Consider the following 16,624-nt stretch of genomic DNA (forward strand, 5'->3'; position numbering starts at 1 on the left):
TGCGTTGAGGTGATTGTATGTGGAGCCTGCTAAGGCTGTCTGCAATATCACTATCAGTACTCATGATAGCTGGTTGCTCAGATCCCAAAATTGATACTAGCTCCATGCCTGCGTCGGTTGTCTCGGTTGAGAAAGTGCGTAACTCCTTGCCCACCTACAAACGCGATGAGTTTGATCAAGGCTTGATCATTATCGCCACGTCGACGTCGTTTAGTGGTATCGATATTCTCAACCCCCACCGCATGAATGCCGCCGAGATTGCCGAAACTGCCAATGTGCAAATGCATGGGTTAACGGGGGATCAGGTGATTCAGCGTGCCGATCAAATTCTGCGCGAGCGTCGGGCACGCGAACGCGAACAGGCTATTCGCACCTTAAAGCGGCTGGAAGAGAAGCGTGCAAAAGCCACCAGTGATCAGCAGCAGTTAGCGCGGTTTACCATTGACAGTGCTCGCTATTACATTGGCTCAAGCCCTTATGGCGCTCCGGAACCTGTGATTGATCTTACAGTGACCAATGACACGGATCAGGCCATTTCTGAGCTTCTGTTGAGGGGCGTGGTGACGAGCTCTGATCACTCAGCAGCTTGGGTAGACGAAACGTTTTACTACGTTGTTCCTGGTGGCATTGAGCCTGGTGAAACACTTGAGTGGAGCCTTGCGCCTAACCGCTTTGGCCCATGGGGGAATGCTCAAATACCCAGCGATGCAGAGCTGACGGTCACCTTGCAAGGGTTGAAAGGGCTTGATGAGCAGCCATTATGGGACTCCCCTGAGCTAACGGAACACGAACTGGCCAGACTTGAGCAACTGCAGAAGGAGTATGGTGGCATTGCTTTCTCCCGTTTGGAGTGAGTCTCGTGTGGACTAAGCTCTTTGTGAGGTAAGCGATGCAAAAACCACAGCGCCCTAGCGGTTATCCGATAGGGCGCAAACATTTCTACCAATTATCTTTTCGCCAAACGGGGTTACTTACTCTTTGGCTTCATGGTCGGCGAGGGCGGCAACAATTGCCTCTTCCCACTGCCCTTCGGTTAAACCCCAATGTTCCATCTCTGACTGATCGGGGCTGCCTTCCGACGCCTCGCGCAGTTTATCGACGCTGCTGCTTTCATAGCAGTGCTTGGCGAAATCTTTGGTTTTTACATCTTTTAGCTGGTTAATCATCGACATATTGAGTTCCTTTCAAGGTCAATTGAGGTAATGCTCCCTCAGTGTAGCTATTCTGGCCACTTTTACCTGACTTGGTTCCCCAGTTCCGTTTAGCTGACGTGAAAAAAGAGCAGGGTGCGCTTTTCGTAAAGCTAGCCAGCCATCAGCGTATCGATAAAAATCTTACCGGCGATACTTGCCAGCAGCAGCATAACCAAATTATCAAACCAGCGGTGGGGCAGCCGTTTGCCCAGTCGGGCGCCTAGCGGCATGGCGGCGAGTATCACCACAAGGGCAAGGATACTAAACAGAAAGCGTTCCAGAGTTAAAATGCCCGCGTTTAAAAGCGCCGGTATTTGAACACTGGTAATAGCGACGAAGAAGACCGAGATGGAGCCAATAAATACGCTTCGTTTCAACTGCATCGCATTGAGAAACGTAACCGAGGCTGGCGCCGACATGCCTGCAGCGCCTTGAAGCACGCCAGCGAGTAGGCCAATAGGGATCACTAGTCGCGCAGCGATATTAAAAGGCAGGGCGATGCGTCGTTTCATCACTTTGATGATCAGGTAAAGCACGATCACACCCGCCACACCCAGTGACAGTATTTCGGGAGATAAAACGACTAATCCCCAAGTGCCCAGAACGATGCCTAGCCCGCCAGCAATGGAGAAAGCTGCCAAGAAGCGCAAGGGTAGTAGGTGGCGTCGATATTGCCATACCTGTAAAGCATTACTAAATAGGTTAGGCGCGACTAATAGAGCGATAGCGAGTTGAACGTCGTACAGCATGGTGAGAATGGGTACGACAATAACCGGGACACCTGAACCGATGGCGCCTTTGACGATACCTGCAACGAGTAGCGCTATAAACGCAATTAACAGCATAAGGTTACCGGCCCTTTTTAGCGCACAGCCGCCACGCAACCGGCAGCTGTGCGTATTGATTTCCTTCAGGATTAGGTTTAGTCTGAAAAGTCGGCGAGCGAAGGCCAGACAAGGCAAAAATCGGCGAAAAGACGGAGTTTACGTTGTGTAAATGAGTACTTTGAGCCGATTTTTAACGCCGTATGGTCGAGCGCAGCCAGTTTTCAGGCAGAGCCTAAACGCTGTTATTTCAGCACATAGCAGGGCACATAGTGCTGGCCGTCGAGTTTCATGCGCCCTTGGGCTACAAACGAGGTGAGTAGCTCGTCAAGGCGTTGCATTAGTTCGGGCTCTGCGGTCAGTACAAAGGGGCCATGAGCTTCAATGGCTCGAATGCCAGCCTCTTTGACGTTGCCTGCGACGATCCCCGAGAAAGCGCGGCGCAGATTAGCAGCAAGCTCATGGGTAGGCTGCTGGCGGTGCAGCGCTAAGCCACGCATGGCGTCGTGTGTCGGTTCAAAGGTTGCCTGGAAGTCGCGCGCAATGGTCAATCGCCAGTTGTAGTAGAAAGCATCCTGATGGGTGCGCCGGAATTCAGCGATCTCATCGATGCCGTGGCGCATGGTGCGTGCAACCGAGACCGGATCGCCGGTAATGATGGTGTAGTAACGGCGGATATCCTCACCGAGGGTATAGACCAGAAATTCATCAATTTTCTGAAAGTAGGCCGCAGAATCAGCAGGGCCAGTGAAAATTAACGGAAAAGGAATATCCTGGTTGCTGGGGTGCAGCAGAATGCCCAGCAGATAGAGAATCTCTTCTGCGGTGCCCACCCCGCCAGGAAACACAATAATGCCATGGCCCAGGCGCACAAAGGCTTCCAAGCGTTTTTCAATGTCTGGCATGACAACCAGTTCATTGACGATGGGGTTAGGCGCTTCGGCAGCGATAATGCCGGGCTCTGAAACACCCAAATAGCGGCCTTCTTTACGCCGCTGCTTGGCATGGGCAACGTTCGCGCCTTTCATGGGGCCTTTCATTGCGCCAGGGCCACAGCCGGTACAAATATCTAAATCGCGCAGACCCAAGTGATAGCCCACATCTTTGGTATATTCGTACTCTTCCCGGGAGATAGAGTGACCGCCCCAGCACACCACCAGGCTAGGGTCGCGGCCGGGTTTGAGCGTGCCCGCTTTGCGCAGAATATGGAAGACCGCATTGGTGGTGCCTTCTCCCGTACTCAGGTCAAAACGATTGTGGTGCTGAATCTCATTGTAGACGTAAACGATGTCGCGAATGATCGAGGATAGATGCTCGCGGATACCGCGAATCATGCGGCCATCTACAAAGGCTTCGGCGGGGGCGTTAGTGAGCTTTAGGCGAATGCCGCGGTCTTGCTGCAGCACTTCAATATCGAAATCTTTATAGGCTTCTAAAATCGCCAGGCTATCGTCGCTGGGATTACCGCAATTGAGTACTGCCAACGCACAGCGCCGAAGAAGGTCGTGCAGACCGCTTTGAGAAGTTTTATGCAGTCGATTAACTTCATGCTGAGAGAGTACTTCGAGGCTCCCCTCGGGGGAAATGATGCTGGAAAGAGTGGCGCGAGGTTGAACGTTTTCGGTCATTAGCGGGGCTGTCCCTAATCGTTTGATGTCTCTTGGCATATTACCACGCCCAAGCGGTGGGTACAGCGCAGCGGCTGGCTCGCCGGGGTGTGCTATTATGAGGTCTATTTTATAGGGCGGCGGCAATAGCGTTTTTTGTTAGTTACTAAACTGTTGCCTAAAGCGGGTTCTCAAAGAGAGCTGCTAAAGACCGTTATCAAAGACCATGGCGCTTCACTATGTTCAATGCCCACTATTTTCGTACCTTTATTACGCTTGTTGAAACAGGCAGTTTTACCCGTACGGCGCAACGTTTAGAAATGACCCAGCCGGGCGTAAGCCAGCATGTACGCAAGTTAGAAGACTATTTAAATAAAGAGCTGCTAGAGCGCAAGGGGCGTAGCTTTACATTAACCGAATCGGGGCGGCGTGCTTACGATTACGCTTTAAAGTTATTTGCTGAGCATGAACAGTTCCGTCACGGGCTAGACGATGACTCTTTGGATAGCGGTGACTGCCGCATTGCCTCGCCGGGTAGCGTTGGCCTGATGTTCTATCCGTATATATTGGGGCAGCAGCAAATGCACCCCAATTTAACGGTCAACTATAGCTTTGCGTTCAACCACGAAATCGTCAATGACCTGCTTGAAGGGCGTTATGACATCGGGATAGTCACCGAGGCAATGCGGCACCCTGAGCTTAGCTGCAGCATTTGGCATGAAGAACCGCTCTGCTTGGTGGTGCCTGCAGATTTTGCGGGCAGCACGTTATCAGATTTAATGGGCATCGGCTTTCTCAATTATTACGACGGCATTAACCATGCCAATGCACTGCTGCGAGCCAATTACCCCGACGAGTTTCGCTCAATGACCCATTTCCGCCATCAAGGTTTTACCAATGAAGTCAGCATGGTGCTGGATGCAGTGGCCAGGGGATTGGGCTTTAGCGTGGTATCGCGATTGGTATTGGAAACTTCGCCTTGGCAGCGCCAGGTAAAAGCGTTGAACCTGCCCAATGCGGTCAATGAAGTGCTCTATTTGCTGCGCCGCCGCGACTCGGTGCTGCCTAAGCGCTACGCGAAGCTGTTAGACGGTTTTCACGCTCAGCGTCTGCAAGAAAAAACGCCCTTGATGCCGTCTAATTGATTAGGCACCAAGGGCGTTTTCGTTACTTAGAGCGCTATCGCTTCACATCTTGCCAGCTTTGCCGCTAGTTGCGATATTCGTCGATGCTAGGGCAGGAGCAGATTAACTGACGGTCACCGAAAACGTTATCGACGCGGTTAACGGCGGGCCAGTATTTAGCGGCTTGAACAGCCGCGGTCGGGAAGGCGGCCAACTGGCGGTCATAAGGCCGCTGCCAGTCGCTATCCATTAGATCCGCCTGGGTATGTGGCGCATTGACCAGCGGATTATTATCCAACGGCCATTCGCCGCTCTCCACTCGGGCGATCTCGTCACGAATGGCAATCATCGCATCGCAGAAACGGTCGATTTCATACAGCGACTCAGACTCAGTCGGCTCGATCATCAGCGTGCCCGGCACTGGGAACGACATGGTTGGTGCGTGAAAACCGTAATCCATCAAACGCTTGGCGATATCCTCCTCGCTAATCCCAGAGGCCGCTTTGAGCGGACGAATATCGATTATGCATTCGTGGGCAACGGTACCGTTCTGACCGCGGTATAGAATCGGGAATGCCGCTTCCAATCGTTTGGCAATGTAATTGGCGTTTAGGATGGCAAGCTCGGTAGCTTCCCGCAGCCCGCGGGCACCCATCATCTTAATGTAGGCCCAGGAAATGGGCAGAATGGAAGCACTGCCGAAGGCAGCCGCGGAGACTGCACCGCTATCAGTGTTGACGCCGTTGATAGGTGTTACCACATGGTTTGAAACGTAGGGCACCAAGTGGGCTTTCACGCCGATAGGGCCCATGCCCGGGCCGCCGCCACCGTGGGGAATACAGAACGTTTTGTGCAGGTTAAGGTGAGACACATCGCCGCCAAAATCGCCAGGACGGGTTAACCCTACCTGGGCGTTCATATTGGCGCCATCGATATACACCTGACCACCGTTGTCGTGAACGATCTTGCACGCTTCGCGTACGCTGGTTTCAAACACCCCGTGTGTGGATGGGTAGGTCAGCATAATGGCGGAGAGCTTATCGCTATGCTGTTCAGCTTTAGCGCGTAAATCCGCTATGTCGATATTGCCGTTTTGATCGCACTCGACCACCACCACCTTCATTTGCACCATGGCTGCCGAGGCAGGGTTGGTGCCGTGGGCAGAGCTTGGAATCAAGCAGACATCGCGATGACCTTCGCCTTGGGCCGCTTGGTAACGACGAATTGCCACAAGGCCAGCATATTCACCCTGAGCGCCGGAGTTAGGCTGCATCGAGAGGTGATCGTAACCGGTGACTTCGACCAGGAAGGCCGAGAGCTCGTCGATCATTTGATGATAGCCAGCCACCTGGTCGCGAGGTGCAAAGGGGTGAAGGTGCGCAAACGAGGGCCAGGAGACGGGGATCATTTCGCTGGTGGCGTTGAGCTTCATGGTGCAGGAGCCGAGCGGGATCATTGCATGGGCAAGCGACAGATCCTTGTTCTCAAGACGCTTCAAGTAGCGCAGCATTTCGGTCTCGCTGCGGTAGCGGTTAAATGTGGGATGGCTCAAGAAGTCGCTTTCGCGCTGGCATGCCGTGGGAATGCCGGAAGCGCCGCTAGCTACCACTTGCTCGTCCAATACTGCAACGGCAAGGCCGTGCTCATCGCCCAGCAGCACATCAAACAATGTGGCTACATCGTGGGCGGTGGTGGTTTCATCCAGGCTAATACCGACATCGCCATTGCCGAAGTAGTGCAGATTAATATCATGGGTCATGGCTCGGCCATGGATCTTACCTGCATCAACACCTGTCAGACGTAGCGTATCAAACCAGCTGTCATGAGCGAGCGATACGCCTGCCTGCTTAAGGCCTTCGGCAAGCAGGGTGGCTAGGCGATGAACGCGGCCGGCAATTTTGCGCAACCCTTCTGCACCGTGATAGGTGGCATAAAAGCCTGCGATGTTGGCCAGAAGCGCCTGGGCGGTACAGATATTGGACGTCGCTTTCTCGCGGCGGATATGCTGCTCGCGGGTCTGCATTGCCATGCGCAGGGCGGTGTTACCACGGCTATCTTTTGATACGCCGATGATACGCCCAGGAATCGAGCGCTTGAGCTTGTCGGATGTAGCAAAGAACGCCGCGTGAGGGCCACCAAAGCCCATGGGTACGCCAAAGCGTTGGGAGTTGCCCACCACAATATCCGCGCCCAGCTGGCCGGGTTCTTTAAGCAGCACCAGACTCAAAAGATCGCTGGCCACGCAGGTCATTATATTGCGCTCAGCCGCGGCGCTTAATAGCGGTGCCAGATCGCGCACTTCACCACTGGCAGAGGGGTACTGAACCAGGGCTCCAAATACATCGTGGCTGGCCAATTCTTCTGCAGGGCCGGTGATCAGCTCAAAGCCAAAGAACTCGGCACGGGTTTTAACGACATCCAGCGTTTGCGGGAAAACATCGTCGGCGACGAAAAAAGCGTTGGATTTGCTTTTCTTATTACCACGCTTACACAGCGCCATGGCTTCGGCGGCAGCGGTGGCTTCGTCGAGCAGCGACGCATTAGCCAGCTCCATGCCGGTTAAATCCATGACCACCTGCTGGAAGTTAAGCAAGCCTTCCAGGCGTCCTTGAGAAATCTCCGGCTGGTAGGGGGTGTAGGCCGTGTACCAGCCTGGGTTTTCCAATACGTTGCGCTGAATCACCGCGGGCATATGGGTGCCGTAATAGCCCTGGCCAATATAGCTCTTAGCCACGCGGTTCTGCCGCGCGAGCTGCGCTAGGTACTCTAGCGCCTCTGATTCGCTGCGCGGTTCATCAAGCGCTAGCTCACGGCCAAGACGGATATCGCTCGGCACGGTCTGTTCAATCAGATCTTCCATGTGCTGCATGTTGAGCGCTTTTAACATGGTGGCCACGTCATCTTGACTTGGACCATTATGACGTTTGATAAAAGCATCGTGATCGGCCAGCTCGGCCAGACGGCGTGTTTCAAGAGACATGAAGAAGATTCCGGACGTTAAGAGAGAACCGTGCAGGGCGTTAAGCGAAGAGCCTGCCATAAAGGATAAAGGCAGGCCCTAATATATGATTCAGCTACCGCCTTTAGTCGTCGGCGCTTAGCGTTGCTTGATAGGCATCTGCGTCGAGCAGGCCATCAAGTGAGTCGCTGTCTAAACGCACTTTCATAATCCAGCCGCCTTCGTAAGGCGCTTCATTGACTGTTTCTGGGGCGTCTTCAAGAGCGTCATTGACCTCAATGACTTCGCCAACAACCGGTGAGTAGAGATCAGAAGCAGCTTTTACCGATTCGATAACGCCAAACTCTTGCCCTTTGTTCAGCGCTGTTCCCACTTCAGGCAGTTCAACAAACACGACATCGCCGAGCGCCTGCTGGGCGTGATCAGTTATACCCACGGTCACGGTGCCGTCCTTATTATCCAGCACCCACTCGTGGCTTTCTGCGTAACGAAGATTGGTAGGAAGATTGCTCATGGTGTTTTCCTATATGAAACAGTTTTCTGGGCCCGAGCATACTAGCGGTTGTCGTTCGCCTTGGCGACTAGTGACTGGGGTAGATCGAGCGAATAAGCAAGCATGTTAACGTGTTTCCAATCGGAAACAAATTTCTTCGTTGCTTCAAAGCTTGCTTGGTAGCGTTATCGGTTCAGCTACTTTTCGCCGGGTTTGTGCAGAAGATCGGGTTATGAAAAAAGCGGTATCCTCTATGCACAAGCGACATCACCCTAGATGCTAGCTAAGTTTATGGTGTAAAACATTCAAATCGTGCGCTAACCAACAATAGCGTCGTTAGGACTAGCCCGTAATCGCAACAAGCCAATAATACACACCAATATTGCATACCAACAAAGCGAGGAGATGAACATGGAAGCATTAACTAGCCTCTTAGGGGCGATCAACGGCGTGGTCTGGGGGCCCGTCATGTTGATTCTGCTACTCGGTGTGGGGATCTACCTGCAGCTTGGCTTGAAACTAATGCCGATTAGAAAGCTCGGCATGGGCTTCAAGCTAATGTGGGCGGGGCGTGATGCGAAACCTGGGGTGGGTAAAGCGGCAGCTGCCAAAGAGGGAGACGAAGGGGAAATATCTCCTTTTAATGCCTTGATGACCGCACTCTCTGCGACCATCGGTACCGGTAATATTGCCGGTGTCGCCACAGCCATTGCGTTAGGTGGCCCTGGCGCTGTGTTTTGGATGTGGATTACCGCACTGGTGGGTATGGCCACTAAATTTGCTGAAGCGGTGCTGGCCGTGCGCTATCGTGAAACCGATAGCACTGGCTACCACGTGGGCGGGCCGATGTTTTACATCAAGAATGGCCTGGGTAAAAAGTGGCTATGGTTGGGCGGCCTGTTCTCATTTTTTGGCGCTGTCGCAGCCTTCGGGATTGGCAATACCGTTCAGTCCAACTCCGTTGCTGACGCCATGGACGCCACCTTCGGCGTGCCGCACTGGCTCACGGGGGTGGTCATTATGGTGCTGGCTGGCGCGGTGATTCTGGGCGGTATCAAGCGTATTGCTAAAGTGGCGGGCAAGTTGGTGCCGATTATGGGCATTGCCTACGTAGTGGCTGGCTTGTTGGTATTGATCGTCAATGCCGGGCAGATCGGTGAAGCTTTTGGTTTGATCTTCTACTATGCCTTCAACCCCATGGCGGCCGCAGGTGGTTTCGCGGGCGCCGCCGTCATGGCGGCGATTCGTTTTGGTGTGGCACGCGGGATCTTTTCCAACGAAGCGGGTTTGGGTAGTGCGCCGATCGCGCACGCGGCGGCCAAAACCAAAAATCCAGTGCGCCAAGGCTTAATCGCGATGTTGGGCACTTTTATCGATACCATTCTTGTGTGCACGATTACCGCGTTGGTGATTTTGACCTCAACGGTTTGGCAAGAGGGTGAAGCGGGGGCGTCGCTGACCGCGCTTTCGTTTGACGCTGCACTGCCTGGCTTTGGCAATCAGATTGTCGCCATTGCGTTGGCGATTTTTGCCTTTACCACCATCCTAGGCTGGTCATTTTACGGTGAGAAGTGCTGCCAGTTCCTGTTTGGCACTCGCTCTATTATGATCTATCGGGTGCTGTTCGTACTGGCCATCCCGCTGGGCGCCATCGCTCAACTGGGCTTTATCTGGCTCATGGCGGATACCTTCAACGCCATGATGGCGATCCCGAACCTGATTGCCTTGGCACTGCTTTCGCCGGTAGTCTTTAAGCTAACCAAGGACTATTTCGACGGCAAAGACGTATTGCCGGGTGAAGCACTGGATCACGACCAATAATACCCGCAGCGCGTTCATCGGCGCTGTAGGTGAACGTGAATAACAGGAGAGTCGGGAAGGCACTTAATCAGTGGCTTCCCGTTCTCTTTTTTGAGCGAACACTTTTAAGTGAGGAAAGCCCCTATGTCTGAATTAAAGCAAACGCCACTGCATGCGCTGCACCTCAAGCTAGGCGCCAAGATGGTACCTTTTGCTGGCTACGATATGCCGGTGCAGTATCCGCTGGGGGTCAAAAAAGAACATGAACACACCCGTCAAAAGTGCGGGCTGTTCGATGTCTCCCATATGGGGCAAATCAGCGTTTCCGGTGACGGCGTGGCCGAAGCCCTGGAAACCTTGATTCCTGCCGATTTGATGAGCCTTGAGAAAGGTGCCCAACGTTACGGGCTGTTCACCAACACAGAAGGCGGCATTATTGACGACCTGATGGTGGTCAATGCGGGTGATCACTTCTATCTGGTAGTGAATGCCGCCTGTAAAGATCAGGACTTGACTCACCTGCGCCTCAATTTGGCGTCAACCCATACAATTGAACCTTTGGATCGTGGCTTACTAGCGCTCCAAGGGCCTCAGGCGCGGGATGTCATGCAGCGGCTTTGCCCTGAAGCCTGTGAGCTTGTGTTTATGCAGCATGGCCGCTTCACTATTGCTGGGCAGGAGGTTTGGGTGAGCCGCAGCGGCTATACCGGTGAAGATGGTTTTGAAATTTCCGTCGCCGCCGATGCTTGCGAAGCCTTCGCTGAGCAACTGCTAGCTGAGCCTGAAGTCGAAGCGATTGGCCTGGGAGCGCGGGACTCGCTGCGTTTGGAAGCGGGTTTATGCCTGTATGGCCACGATATGGATGAGCAAACCACCCCGATAGAAGCAGGTCTAATTTGGGCGATTGGCAAGCCCCGTCGTCGTGGCGGTGATCGGCCGGGAGGTTTTCCAGGCGCCGATGTGATTCTTCATCAGGTCGATGCCAAAGATCACACCCGCAAGCGTGTTGGGCTGTTAGCTGAAGGTCGCGCGCCGGTGCGTGAGGGTGCGCCGCTTGTGGATGAGGCAGGCAATGAGATTGGAATCGTTACCTCCGGCAGCTTTGGTCCCAGCGTCGGTAAGCCTGTGGCGATGGGTTATGTCACTCGCGAGCAGGAAGCACCGCAAAGCACTGTATTCGCGGTGGTACGCGGTAAACAGTTACCTATGGTGGTAACTCCCACGCCGTTTGTAAAGCCGGGCTACTATCGCGGCTAGAAGCGTGTCCATCTACCCGCGGCCCCTGCTTAAGCTAGGGGCCGTTGCTTTATAAAGGACAGTATTACGAGGGATGGTTTCAAGCGAGTGTTTTAGCGCAGAACCTGCTTGGGATCGATGGGTTTGCCGCCTTGGCGCAGATCAAAGAGTAGATCATAGCGTTGGGTGGCACTGCTTTGACCTACCTCACAAAGTGGGTCTCCCGCGCTAACCTGTTTGCCTACCTCGACCAAAATGCGCTCGCAAAGGGCGTATACGGTTTGGAGGTTATTGGCATGGTGCACAATCACCACTTCACCCAACTGACGCATACCGTCGGCAAAGCGTACTTCGCCAGGGGCGACGGCTTTAGCCTGAGCGCCAGCTTGAGTAGCCAGCAGCATGGGCTGCAGGGTGCCTCGGCTGTCTGGCCCGAAGCGGCGAACCACTCGATAATCCTCCAGCGGCCAGGGCCAGCGCCTGGCTGATGAGGGTAGCGCCTGACTGGGAGCGCTGCTGGTAGGTGCAGCGGCAGGCTTGTTAGCGCTTGAAGAGCTGCTACTGTTTGCTGAGCTTCTAGATGAACTTCGCGCCGCTGAACCGCTAAGGGGGAGGCTGACTATTTGGCCAATTCTCAAATTAGTGGGAGAGGCACTAGGGTTGGCACTCTGAATGCGGCCACTGGTAGTGCCAAAATGTCGGGCGATGCTCGAGAACGTATCACCAGGACGGATTTGATAGCGGTAGGGGCCACCTGAAGGTGCCCGCTCCTGCTGGGTAGGAATTAATAGACGTTGCCCAATTTCCAGGCGCCGCGTATCGGCACCTGGGTTAAAGCGCTCCAAGCGTTCCAGTGGCACGTTAGCCCGGGCCGCCAGCTTACCCAGCGTGTCGCCACGCTGTACTTGCACCCAGTTGCCACTGATCTGGCTGGCGCTAGGAGCGGCTGCTCGCTGGGATGACGATGGAGGAGCGCTGGAACAGCCGGTCAGTAGTCCCGCTAACAGCCAAACAGTGAGCCAGCCGGCTAGGCGTGATCGGTTCGGCTGTCCAGCATGCCATCTTTTTCCAACCAGAGTGCATTGATCCATGTGTGGAAGCGTTCCTTATGCTGCTTTTCTTCGTGGTTTTCTGATGCGTACATCCACTCAGGAATGCTGAGTTGCCGTGCCTGTAATGTTATGGGCGCTTCCCTGCCGCATAAAAAGCCCCAAAACGTCGGCGAGGGGTTAGCGTAGCTGATCGTCACATCCAGGATACCATCCAATTGGTTGCCTAGCAGACTAAGTACTTGGGCAATGCCGCCCGCTTTAGGGCGTAATAAGTGGCGGTAGGGGCTCTGCTGGGCATCGCGTTTGGTAACCGAAAAGCGGGTGCCCTCGACAAAATTAAAAATCGCAATGGGCGAGTGCCTTGCCTGCTGACACATCCGTTCGGTAGCTGCTCGATCAATGGTGGCCAGTTTAGGGTTTTTAGCGACTTGTTCGCGGCTAAAGCGGCGCATAAAAGGAAATTCTAGTGCCCAAAAAGCCAACCCTACGATGGGGATCCAGATTAATTGACGTTTTAAGAAAAAACGTGGCATGGGGATACGCCGATGCAACGCCATCAACAGCATAAAGATATCCGTCCAACTGCGGTGGTTGGATATCACCAGCCACCACTGCTGTGGGCTCAAATTATCAGGTACGCTGGCGTGTAGCACGGGTTTGAGCCAGTGCCGCATCCACCAAAGATTAACGCCTATCCAGTTAAGCGCAACGCCATTCAGCCCCTGCAACACTAACTGTTTAAGCCGCTGCCCTGGGGCAATGACTTTAAGTAGCGTCAGCAGAATGAGAGGTACGCCCCAGAACAGCGTGTTGAGCGTTAGCAGCAGAGCGCTAATCAGCCCCTTTAAAATAGGCATACCACGTTTCCTTACCGTCAGACCAATAACGTAATACTGAATGCTAAATGATCCTAGCCACGCTGCCCAGCAGAAACCTACAGCAATTCATTAGCTTGATGATGTTTTAGGCGAGCGGCAGTGAAGGGGCTTGGACGGTGTTCAAGAGAACGGTGCGCAGTGCATGGGTGGCTACGGAGAGCTCTTGGTGAGTCAAAATGCCGACCCGGCAGGAGATAGCGGGCGCTGTCAGCGGTATGCAGCGAGCGCCCAGTTCATGCATTTGACGAATGCACATGGAAGGCACAGCGCTGACGCCCAGACCGTCGGCAACCATCCGCCCCACGGTGGAGAGCTGGTGGCTTTCAAAGGCCACAGTGAGCTCCATATCCTGTTTGCTCAGCTCCTGTTCCAATAAACGACGTACCATGGAGGGGCGCTGAAGAGTAATGAAATCGTAGCTTAGCAGCGTCGACCAGGCGAGCTGGGTGTTCTGGGTTAACGGAGAGCCAGTCGGCACGACCGCCACAAAATGGTCTTCAAACAGCGGCGTAAAGAGCAGGCTGCCGGTACCCTCCGGAGAAAAAGCGATCCCCATCTCTACCTGTCGGGAGCGCACCATGGCGGTAACCTCCTCGTTGATGACATCGTGCACGGTTATGTTGATTTTGGGGTACTGTTGGCGAAATTTAACCAGCGCCGCAGGGAGTAAGTTACCGGCAAAGGCGGGCATCGCCGCCACGCTAAGGCGCCCCAGCTGGAGGGTGAAGCGCTGGCGCAAACGCTCCTCGGTATTGTCCCACTGGGCCAGCAGATGTTTGGCTAGCGGTAGTAGCGACTCGCCTTCTGGGGTTAATCTGACGCTGCGGGTGCTACGAATCAGCAGTTTGCCACCCAGGGACTCTTCCAGGCCTTTAATTGCCAGGCTTAGCGCTGGTTGGGATAAATGCAGGCGCTCGCAGGCTTGAGTAAAGCTGAGGGTTTGGGCGACCGCCAGAAAGGCGCGCAGCTGTTTGACGGTCATAAAGCACCTTTTATAAGTTTAAAAAATAAATTGATAAGAAAAACAAACTTAACAAATATATCATCTCGCACAACACTGGCACTATCGTAAGCTTCAGTTCGCGAATTTTTGACAGCACTCATCTACGATAACACTGATCATCAACAACAATGTGAGGCACAACAATGGCAGGATTCGATAAGCGTGTAGCTTCCTACGAAGAGGCTATGGAAGGCATCGAAAGCGGTATGACCGTCATCGCCGGTGGCTTCGGGCTCTGCGGTATTCCCGAAAACCTGATTGCCGAGATCAAGCGACGCGGCGTCACTGACCTTACCGTGGTATCCAATAATTGCGGTGTCGATGGTTTTGGCTTGGGAATACTGCTTGAAGACCGCCAAATCAGTAAGATTCTGGCCTCTTACGTAGGTGAGAATGCCCTGTTTGAGAAGCAAATGCTCAACGATGAGATTGAAGTGGTGTTAACGCCTCAAGGCACATTGGCGGAAAAAATGCGCGCAGGCGGCGCTGGTATTCCCGCCTTTTACACCGCTACCGGTTACGGCACGCCGATTGGTGAGGGGAAAGAGGTTCGCGAGTTTAATGGCCGACACTGTATTTTAGAAGAAGCCATTGTAGGTGATTTTGCCATAGTGAAAGGCTGGAAGGCGGATCGCTATGGCAATGTAATGTATCGCCATACGGCGCAGAATTTTAACCCCATGGCCGCCACGGCGGGGAAAATTACCGTGGTGGAAGTTGAAGAGATCGTTGAACCGGGTGAGCTTGAGCCTAGCCAGATCCATACCCCAGGAATTTATGTGGATCGGATTATTCAAGGCACGTTTGAAAAGCGGATAGAGAAACGCACGGTGCGCAGCTAATACGCCGCGCCTTCAAACGCAACACTAGCTTCTCATTTAACGATTCAACAAGAGGAAGTCACCATGGCTTTAACACGAGAACAGATGGCTCAGCGTGTCGCCCGCGAACTTCAAGATGGTTTTTACGTCAACCTGGGCATTGGTATTCCCACCCTGGTTGCCAACTATATTCCGGATGGCATCGATGTCATGCTGCAATCCGAGAACGGTCTGCTGGGGATGGGCCGCTACCCCACCGAAGACGAACTTGATCCAGATATGATTAATGCGGGTAAAGAGACGGTGACGGCGCGCCCAGGCGCAGCGATTTTTTCTTCCGCAGAATCATTTGCGATGATTCGTGGTGGCCACGTGGATCTCACCGTGCTGGGGGCTTTCGAGGTGGATCAGCAGGGCAATATCGCGTCCTGGATGATTCCAGGGAAGTTGATCAAAGGCATGGGCGGTGCCATGGATCTCGTTGCCGGTGCCGACAATATCATTTGCACTATGACCCATGCCTCTAAGCACGGCGAATCCAAGCTATTGGAAAAATGCGAACTACCGCTGACCGGCGCAGGCTGCATTAACCGCGTGTTGACAGATTTAGCTTATCTTGAAATCAAAGACGGTGCCTTTATTCTCAAGGAGCGCGCTCCGGGCGTAAGCGTTGAGGAAATCGTCGAGAAGACGGCGGGCAAACTGATTGTGCCTGACCATGTTCCCGAAATGACGTTTGATGCCGAGTAAGTACGCTCCCATTAGCCCGAATGATAAACAGCCGAAGGTTAGAGGGTTAAATAAACTGCACAGTGAGACGCTAGCGCCATTACTGCTAGCGTCTCAGGCCATTTCACAGCGCGTATGGTGGGGTAGCAGTAAATCGGCAATATGCTCGTGATTATCTTCAACGTGCTTTTGGGCTAACGCCAGGCCGCCTAGGCAGAGGCGATGTTCATCGCCATTGGCGAAGACTGTTTTCTGTGGTGTGGTGGGGTAGAAGCGGTGATCAAGCAGTGATGATACCGTGAAGACACCGTTTTGCTGGCCCTCAAGGCTTGGCATGCCCACTTCACTTAGGCGTTGATCCAGCGTTTTCAAGGGCTCCCCCAACTGCCCACAATCAAAGCCAGCGTGATGCAATCGAGGGCCCATCACCGCTATCCAGGCAGCCAAGGGGTGAGCTTGCTGTAGCTGTTGATAAAGCGCCCAGCTAGGCATCGGCCAGGGGCGACCGCGGCAGAGCAAATTATGCCCCTTGCAATCCTGAGGGTGAGATTGTTGCACCAGCCCTTCAATGGCTTCCCGGGGCGCCTTGGACAATGTGCCTATTTGCAGTTCTGCCAGCACCAGCCAACTACTGCCGTCGCTTGGCGCGAGTAGTTGCACTAATAGGCCTTTATCGGCCATGGCGTAATGGCCCATGACGCGATAGCCCATATGAGCTAAATTGCCGGTAAGCGCGGCAGCGGCAAAGGGCCCGTAATTGAGCGTTACCAGCGTTAAATATTCAGCCGCCGTTGATAGTGGCCAAAGTCTAAGGGCGCCGATGTCGGGATGGGTATGTACATAGTCAAGCCACAGCTGCTGAACGAACTCCTGACGCTGCATGGTGAACTCCTTGCCTAAAGTGG

The 16,624-nt window shown here is 53.8% G+C and carries 15 protein-coding genes; 6 read left to right on the top strand and 9 right to left on the bottom strand.

Annotation, left to right across the window (positions count from 1 at the left end; all coding sequences use genetic code 11):
* Window positions 1-17: 17 nt before the first annotated feature.
* Window positions 18-854 (top strand): DUF6694 family lipoprotein, encoded by an 837-nt coding sequence (locus tag E0L35_RS17855; RefSeq protein WP_022523525.1) that lies wholly within the window; start codon window positions 18-20, stop codon window positions 852-854.
* Between the two features lie 117 nt (window positions 855-971).
* Here E0L35_RS17855 and E0L35_RS17860 read toward each other — a convergent pair whose 3' ends face one another.
* The 3 genes from E0L35_RS17860 to ppnN form a co-directional block, all read right to left on the bottom strand.
* Window positions 972-1,172 carry a hypothetical protein gene (locus E0L35_RS17860; RefSeq protein WP_138801026.1) on the bottom strand — a complete coding sequence of 67 codons (201 nt, stop codon included), beginning with the start codon at window positions 1,170-1,172 and terminating at the stop codon, window positions 972-974.
* 131 nt (window positions 1,173-1,303) lie between these two features.
* Complete coding sequence (locus E0L35_RS17865) at window positions 1,304-2,035, bottom strand: sulfite exporter TauE/SafE family protein (protein ID WP_138801058.1); 732 nt, start codon at window positions 2,033-2,035, stop codon at window positions 1,304-1,306.
* Between the two features lie 227 nt (window positions 2,036-2,262).
* Complete coding sequence (gene ppnN / locus E0L35_RS17870) at window positions 2,263-3,645, bottom strand: nucleotide 5'-monophosphate nucleosidase PpnN (RefSeq protein ID WP_022523522.1); 1,383 nt, start codon at window positions 3,643-3,645, stop codon at window positions 2,263-2,265.
* A 218-nt stretch (window positions 3,646-3,863) separates the two neighbouring features.
* On the opposite strand from ppnN, the gene E0L35_RS17875 reads away from it, so the two are divergent.
* Window positions 3,864-4,769 carry a LysR family transcriptional regulator gene (locus tag E0L35_RS17875; protein ID WP_009286662.1) on the top strand — a complete coding sequence of 302 codons (906 nt, stop codon included), beginning with the start codon at window positions 3,864-3,866 and terminating at the stop codon, window positions 4,767-4,769.
* A gap of 64 nt (window positions 4,770-4,833) precedes the next feature.
* Here the strand turns inward: E0L35_RS17875 and gcvP are convergent, their stop codons facing one another.
* A complete protein-coding gene (gene gcvP, locus E0L35_RS17880; RefSeq protein ID WP_027959395.1) occupies window positions 4,834-7,728 on the bottom strand; it encodes an aminomethyl-transferring glycine dehydrogenase in 2,895 nt (964 codons plus the stop codon).
* 103 nt (window positions 7,729-7,831) lie between these two features.
* Window positions 7,832-8,221 carry a glycine cleavage system protein GcvH gene (gene gcvH / locus E0L35_RS17885; RefSeq protein WP_022523520.1) on the bottom strand — a complete coding sequence of 130 codons (390 nt, stop codon included), beginning with the start codon at window positions 8,219-8,221 and terminating at the stop codon, window positions 7,832-7,834.
* Between the two features lie 390 nt (window positions 8,222-8,611).
* On the opposite strand from gcvH, the gene E0L35_RS17890 reads away from it, so the two are divergent.
* Window positions 8,612-10,021: a sodium:alanine symporter family protein gene (locus tag E0L35_RS17890; protein WP_022523519.1), complete on the top strand. Its 1,410-nt coding sequence runs from the start codon at window positions 8,612-8,614 to the stop codon at window positions 10,019-10,021.
* Window positions 10,022-10,144: 123 nt separating this feature from the next.
* Window positions 10,145-11,257: a glycine cleavage system aminomethyltransferase GcvT gene (gcvT, locus tag E0L35_RS17895; protein WP_022523518.1), complete on the top strand. Its 1,113-nt coding sequence runs from the start codon at window positions 10,145-10,147 to the stop codon at window positions 11,255-11,257.
* Between the two features lie 92 nt (window positions 11,258-11,349).
* Here the strand turns inward: gcvT and E0L35_RS17900 are convergent, their stop codons facing one another.
* From E0L35_RS17900 to E0L35_RS17910, 3 genes are all read right to left on the bottom strand, one after another.
* Window positions 11,350-12,147 carry a LysM peptidoglycan-binding domain-containing protein gene (locus tag E0L35_RS17900; RefSeq protein ID WP_027959398.1) on the bottom strand — a complete coding sequence of 266 codons (798 nt, stop codon included), beginning with the start codon at window positions 12,145-12,147 and terminating at the stop codon, window positions 11,350-11,352.
* 116 nt (window positions 12,148-12,263) lie between these two features.
* Window positions 12,264-13,145, bottom strand: a complete 882-nt coding sequence (locus E0L35_RS17905) for an acyltransferase (protein WP_022523516.1) — start codon at window positions 13,143-13,145, stop codon at window positions 12,264-12,266.
* A gap of 106 nt (window positions 13,146-13,251) precedes the next feature.
* A complete protein-coding gene (locus tag E0L35_RS17910) occupies window positions 13,252-14,148 on the bottom strand; it encodes a LysR family transcriptional regulator (RefSeq protein WP_022523515.1) in 897 nt (298 codons plus the stop codon).
* A 164-nt stretch (window positions 14,149-14,312) separates the two neighbouring features.
* Between E0L35_RS17910 and E0L35_RS17915 the strand changes: the two genes are divergently transcribed.
* Window positions 14,313-15,011, top strand: a complete 699-nt coding sequence (locus tag E0L35_RS17915; protein ID WP_009286666.1) for a CoA transferase subunit A — start codon at window positions 14,313-14,315, stop codon at window positions 15,009-15,011.
* A 63-nt stretch (window positions 15,012-15,074) separates the two neighbouring features.
* Window positions 15,075-15,740: a CoA transferase subunit B gene (locus tag E0L35_RS17920; RefSeq protein WP_022523514.1), complete on the top strand. Its 666-nt coding sequence runs from the start codon at window positions 15,075-15,077 to the stop codon at window positions 15,738-15,740.
* Between the two features lie 93 nt (window positions 15,741-15,833).
* Here the strand turns inward: E0L35_RS17920 and E0L35_RS17925 are convergent, their stop codons facing one another.
* Window positions 15,834-16,601, bottom strand: coding sequence for a DUF1338 family protein (locus E0L35_RS17925; protein ID WP_022523513.1), 768 nt, complete (start codon window positions 16,599-16,601; stop codon window positions 15,834-15,836).
* Window positions 16,602-16,624: the final 23 nt, after the last annotated feature.

Origin of the sequence: Halomonas sp. ATBC28, assembly GCF_005937175.1 — a bacterium.
GTDB classification, from domain to species: Bacteria; Pseudomonadota; Gammaproteobacteria; order Pseudomonadales; family Halomonadaceae; genus Vreelandella; species Vreelandella titanicae.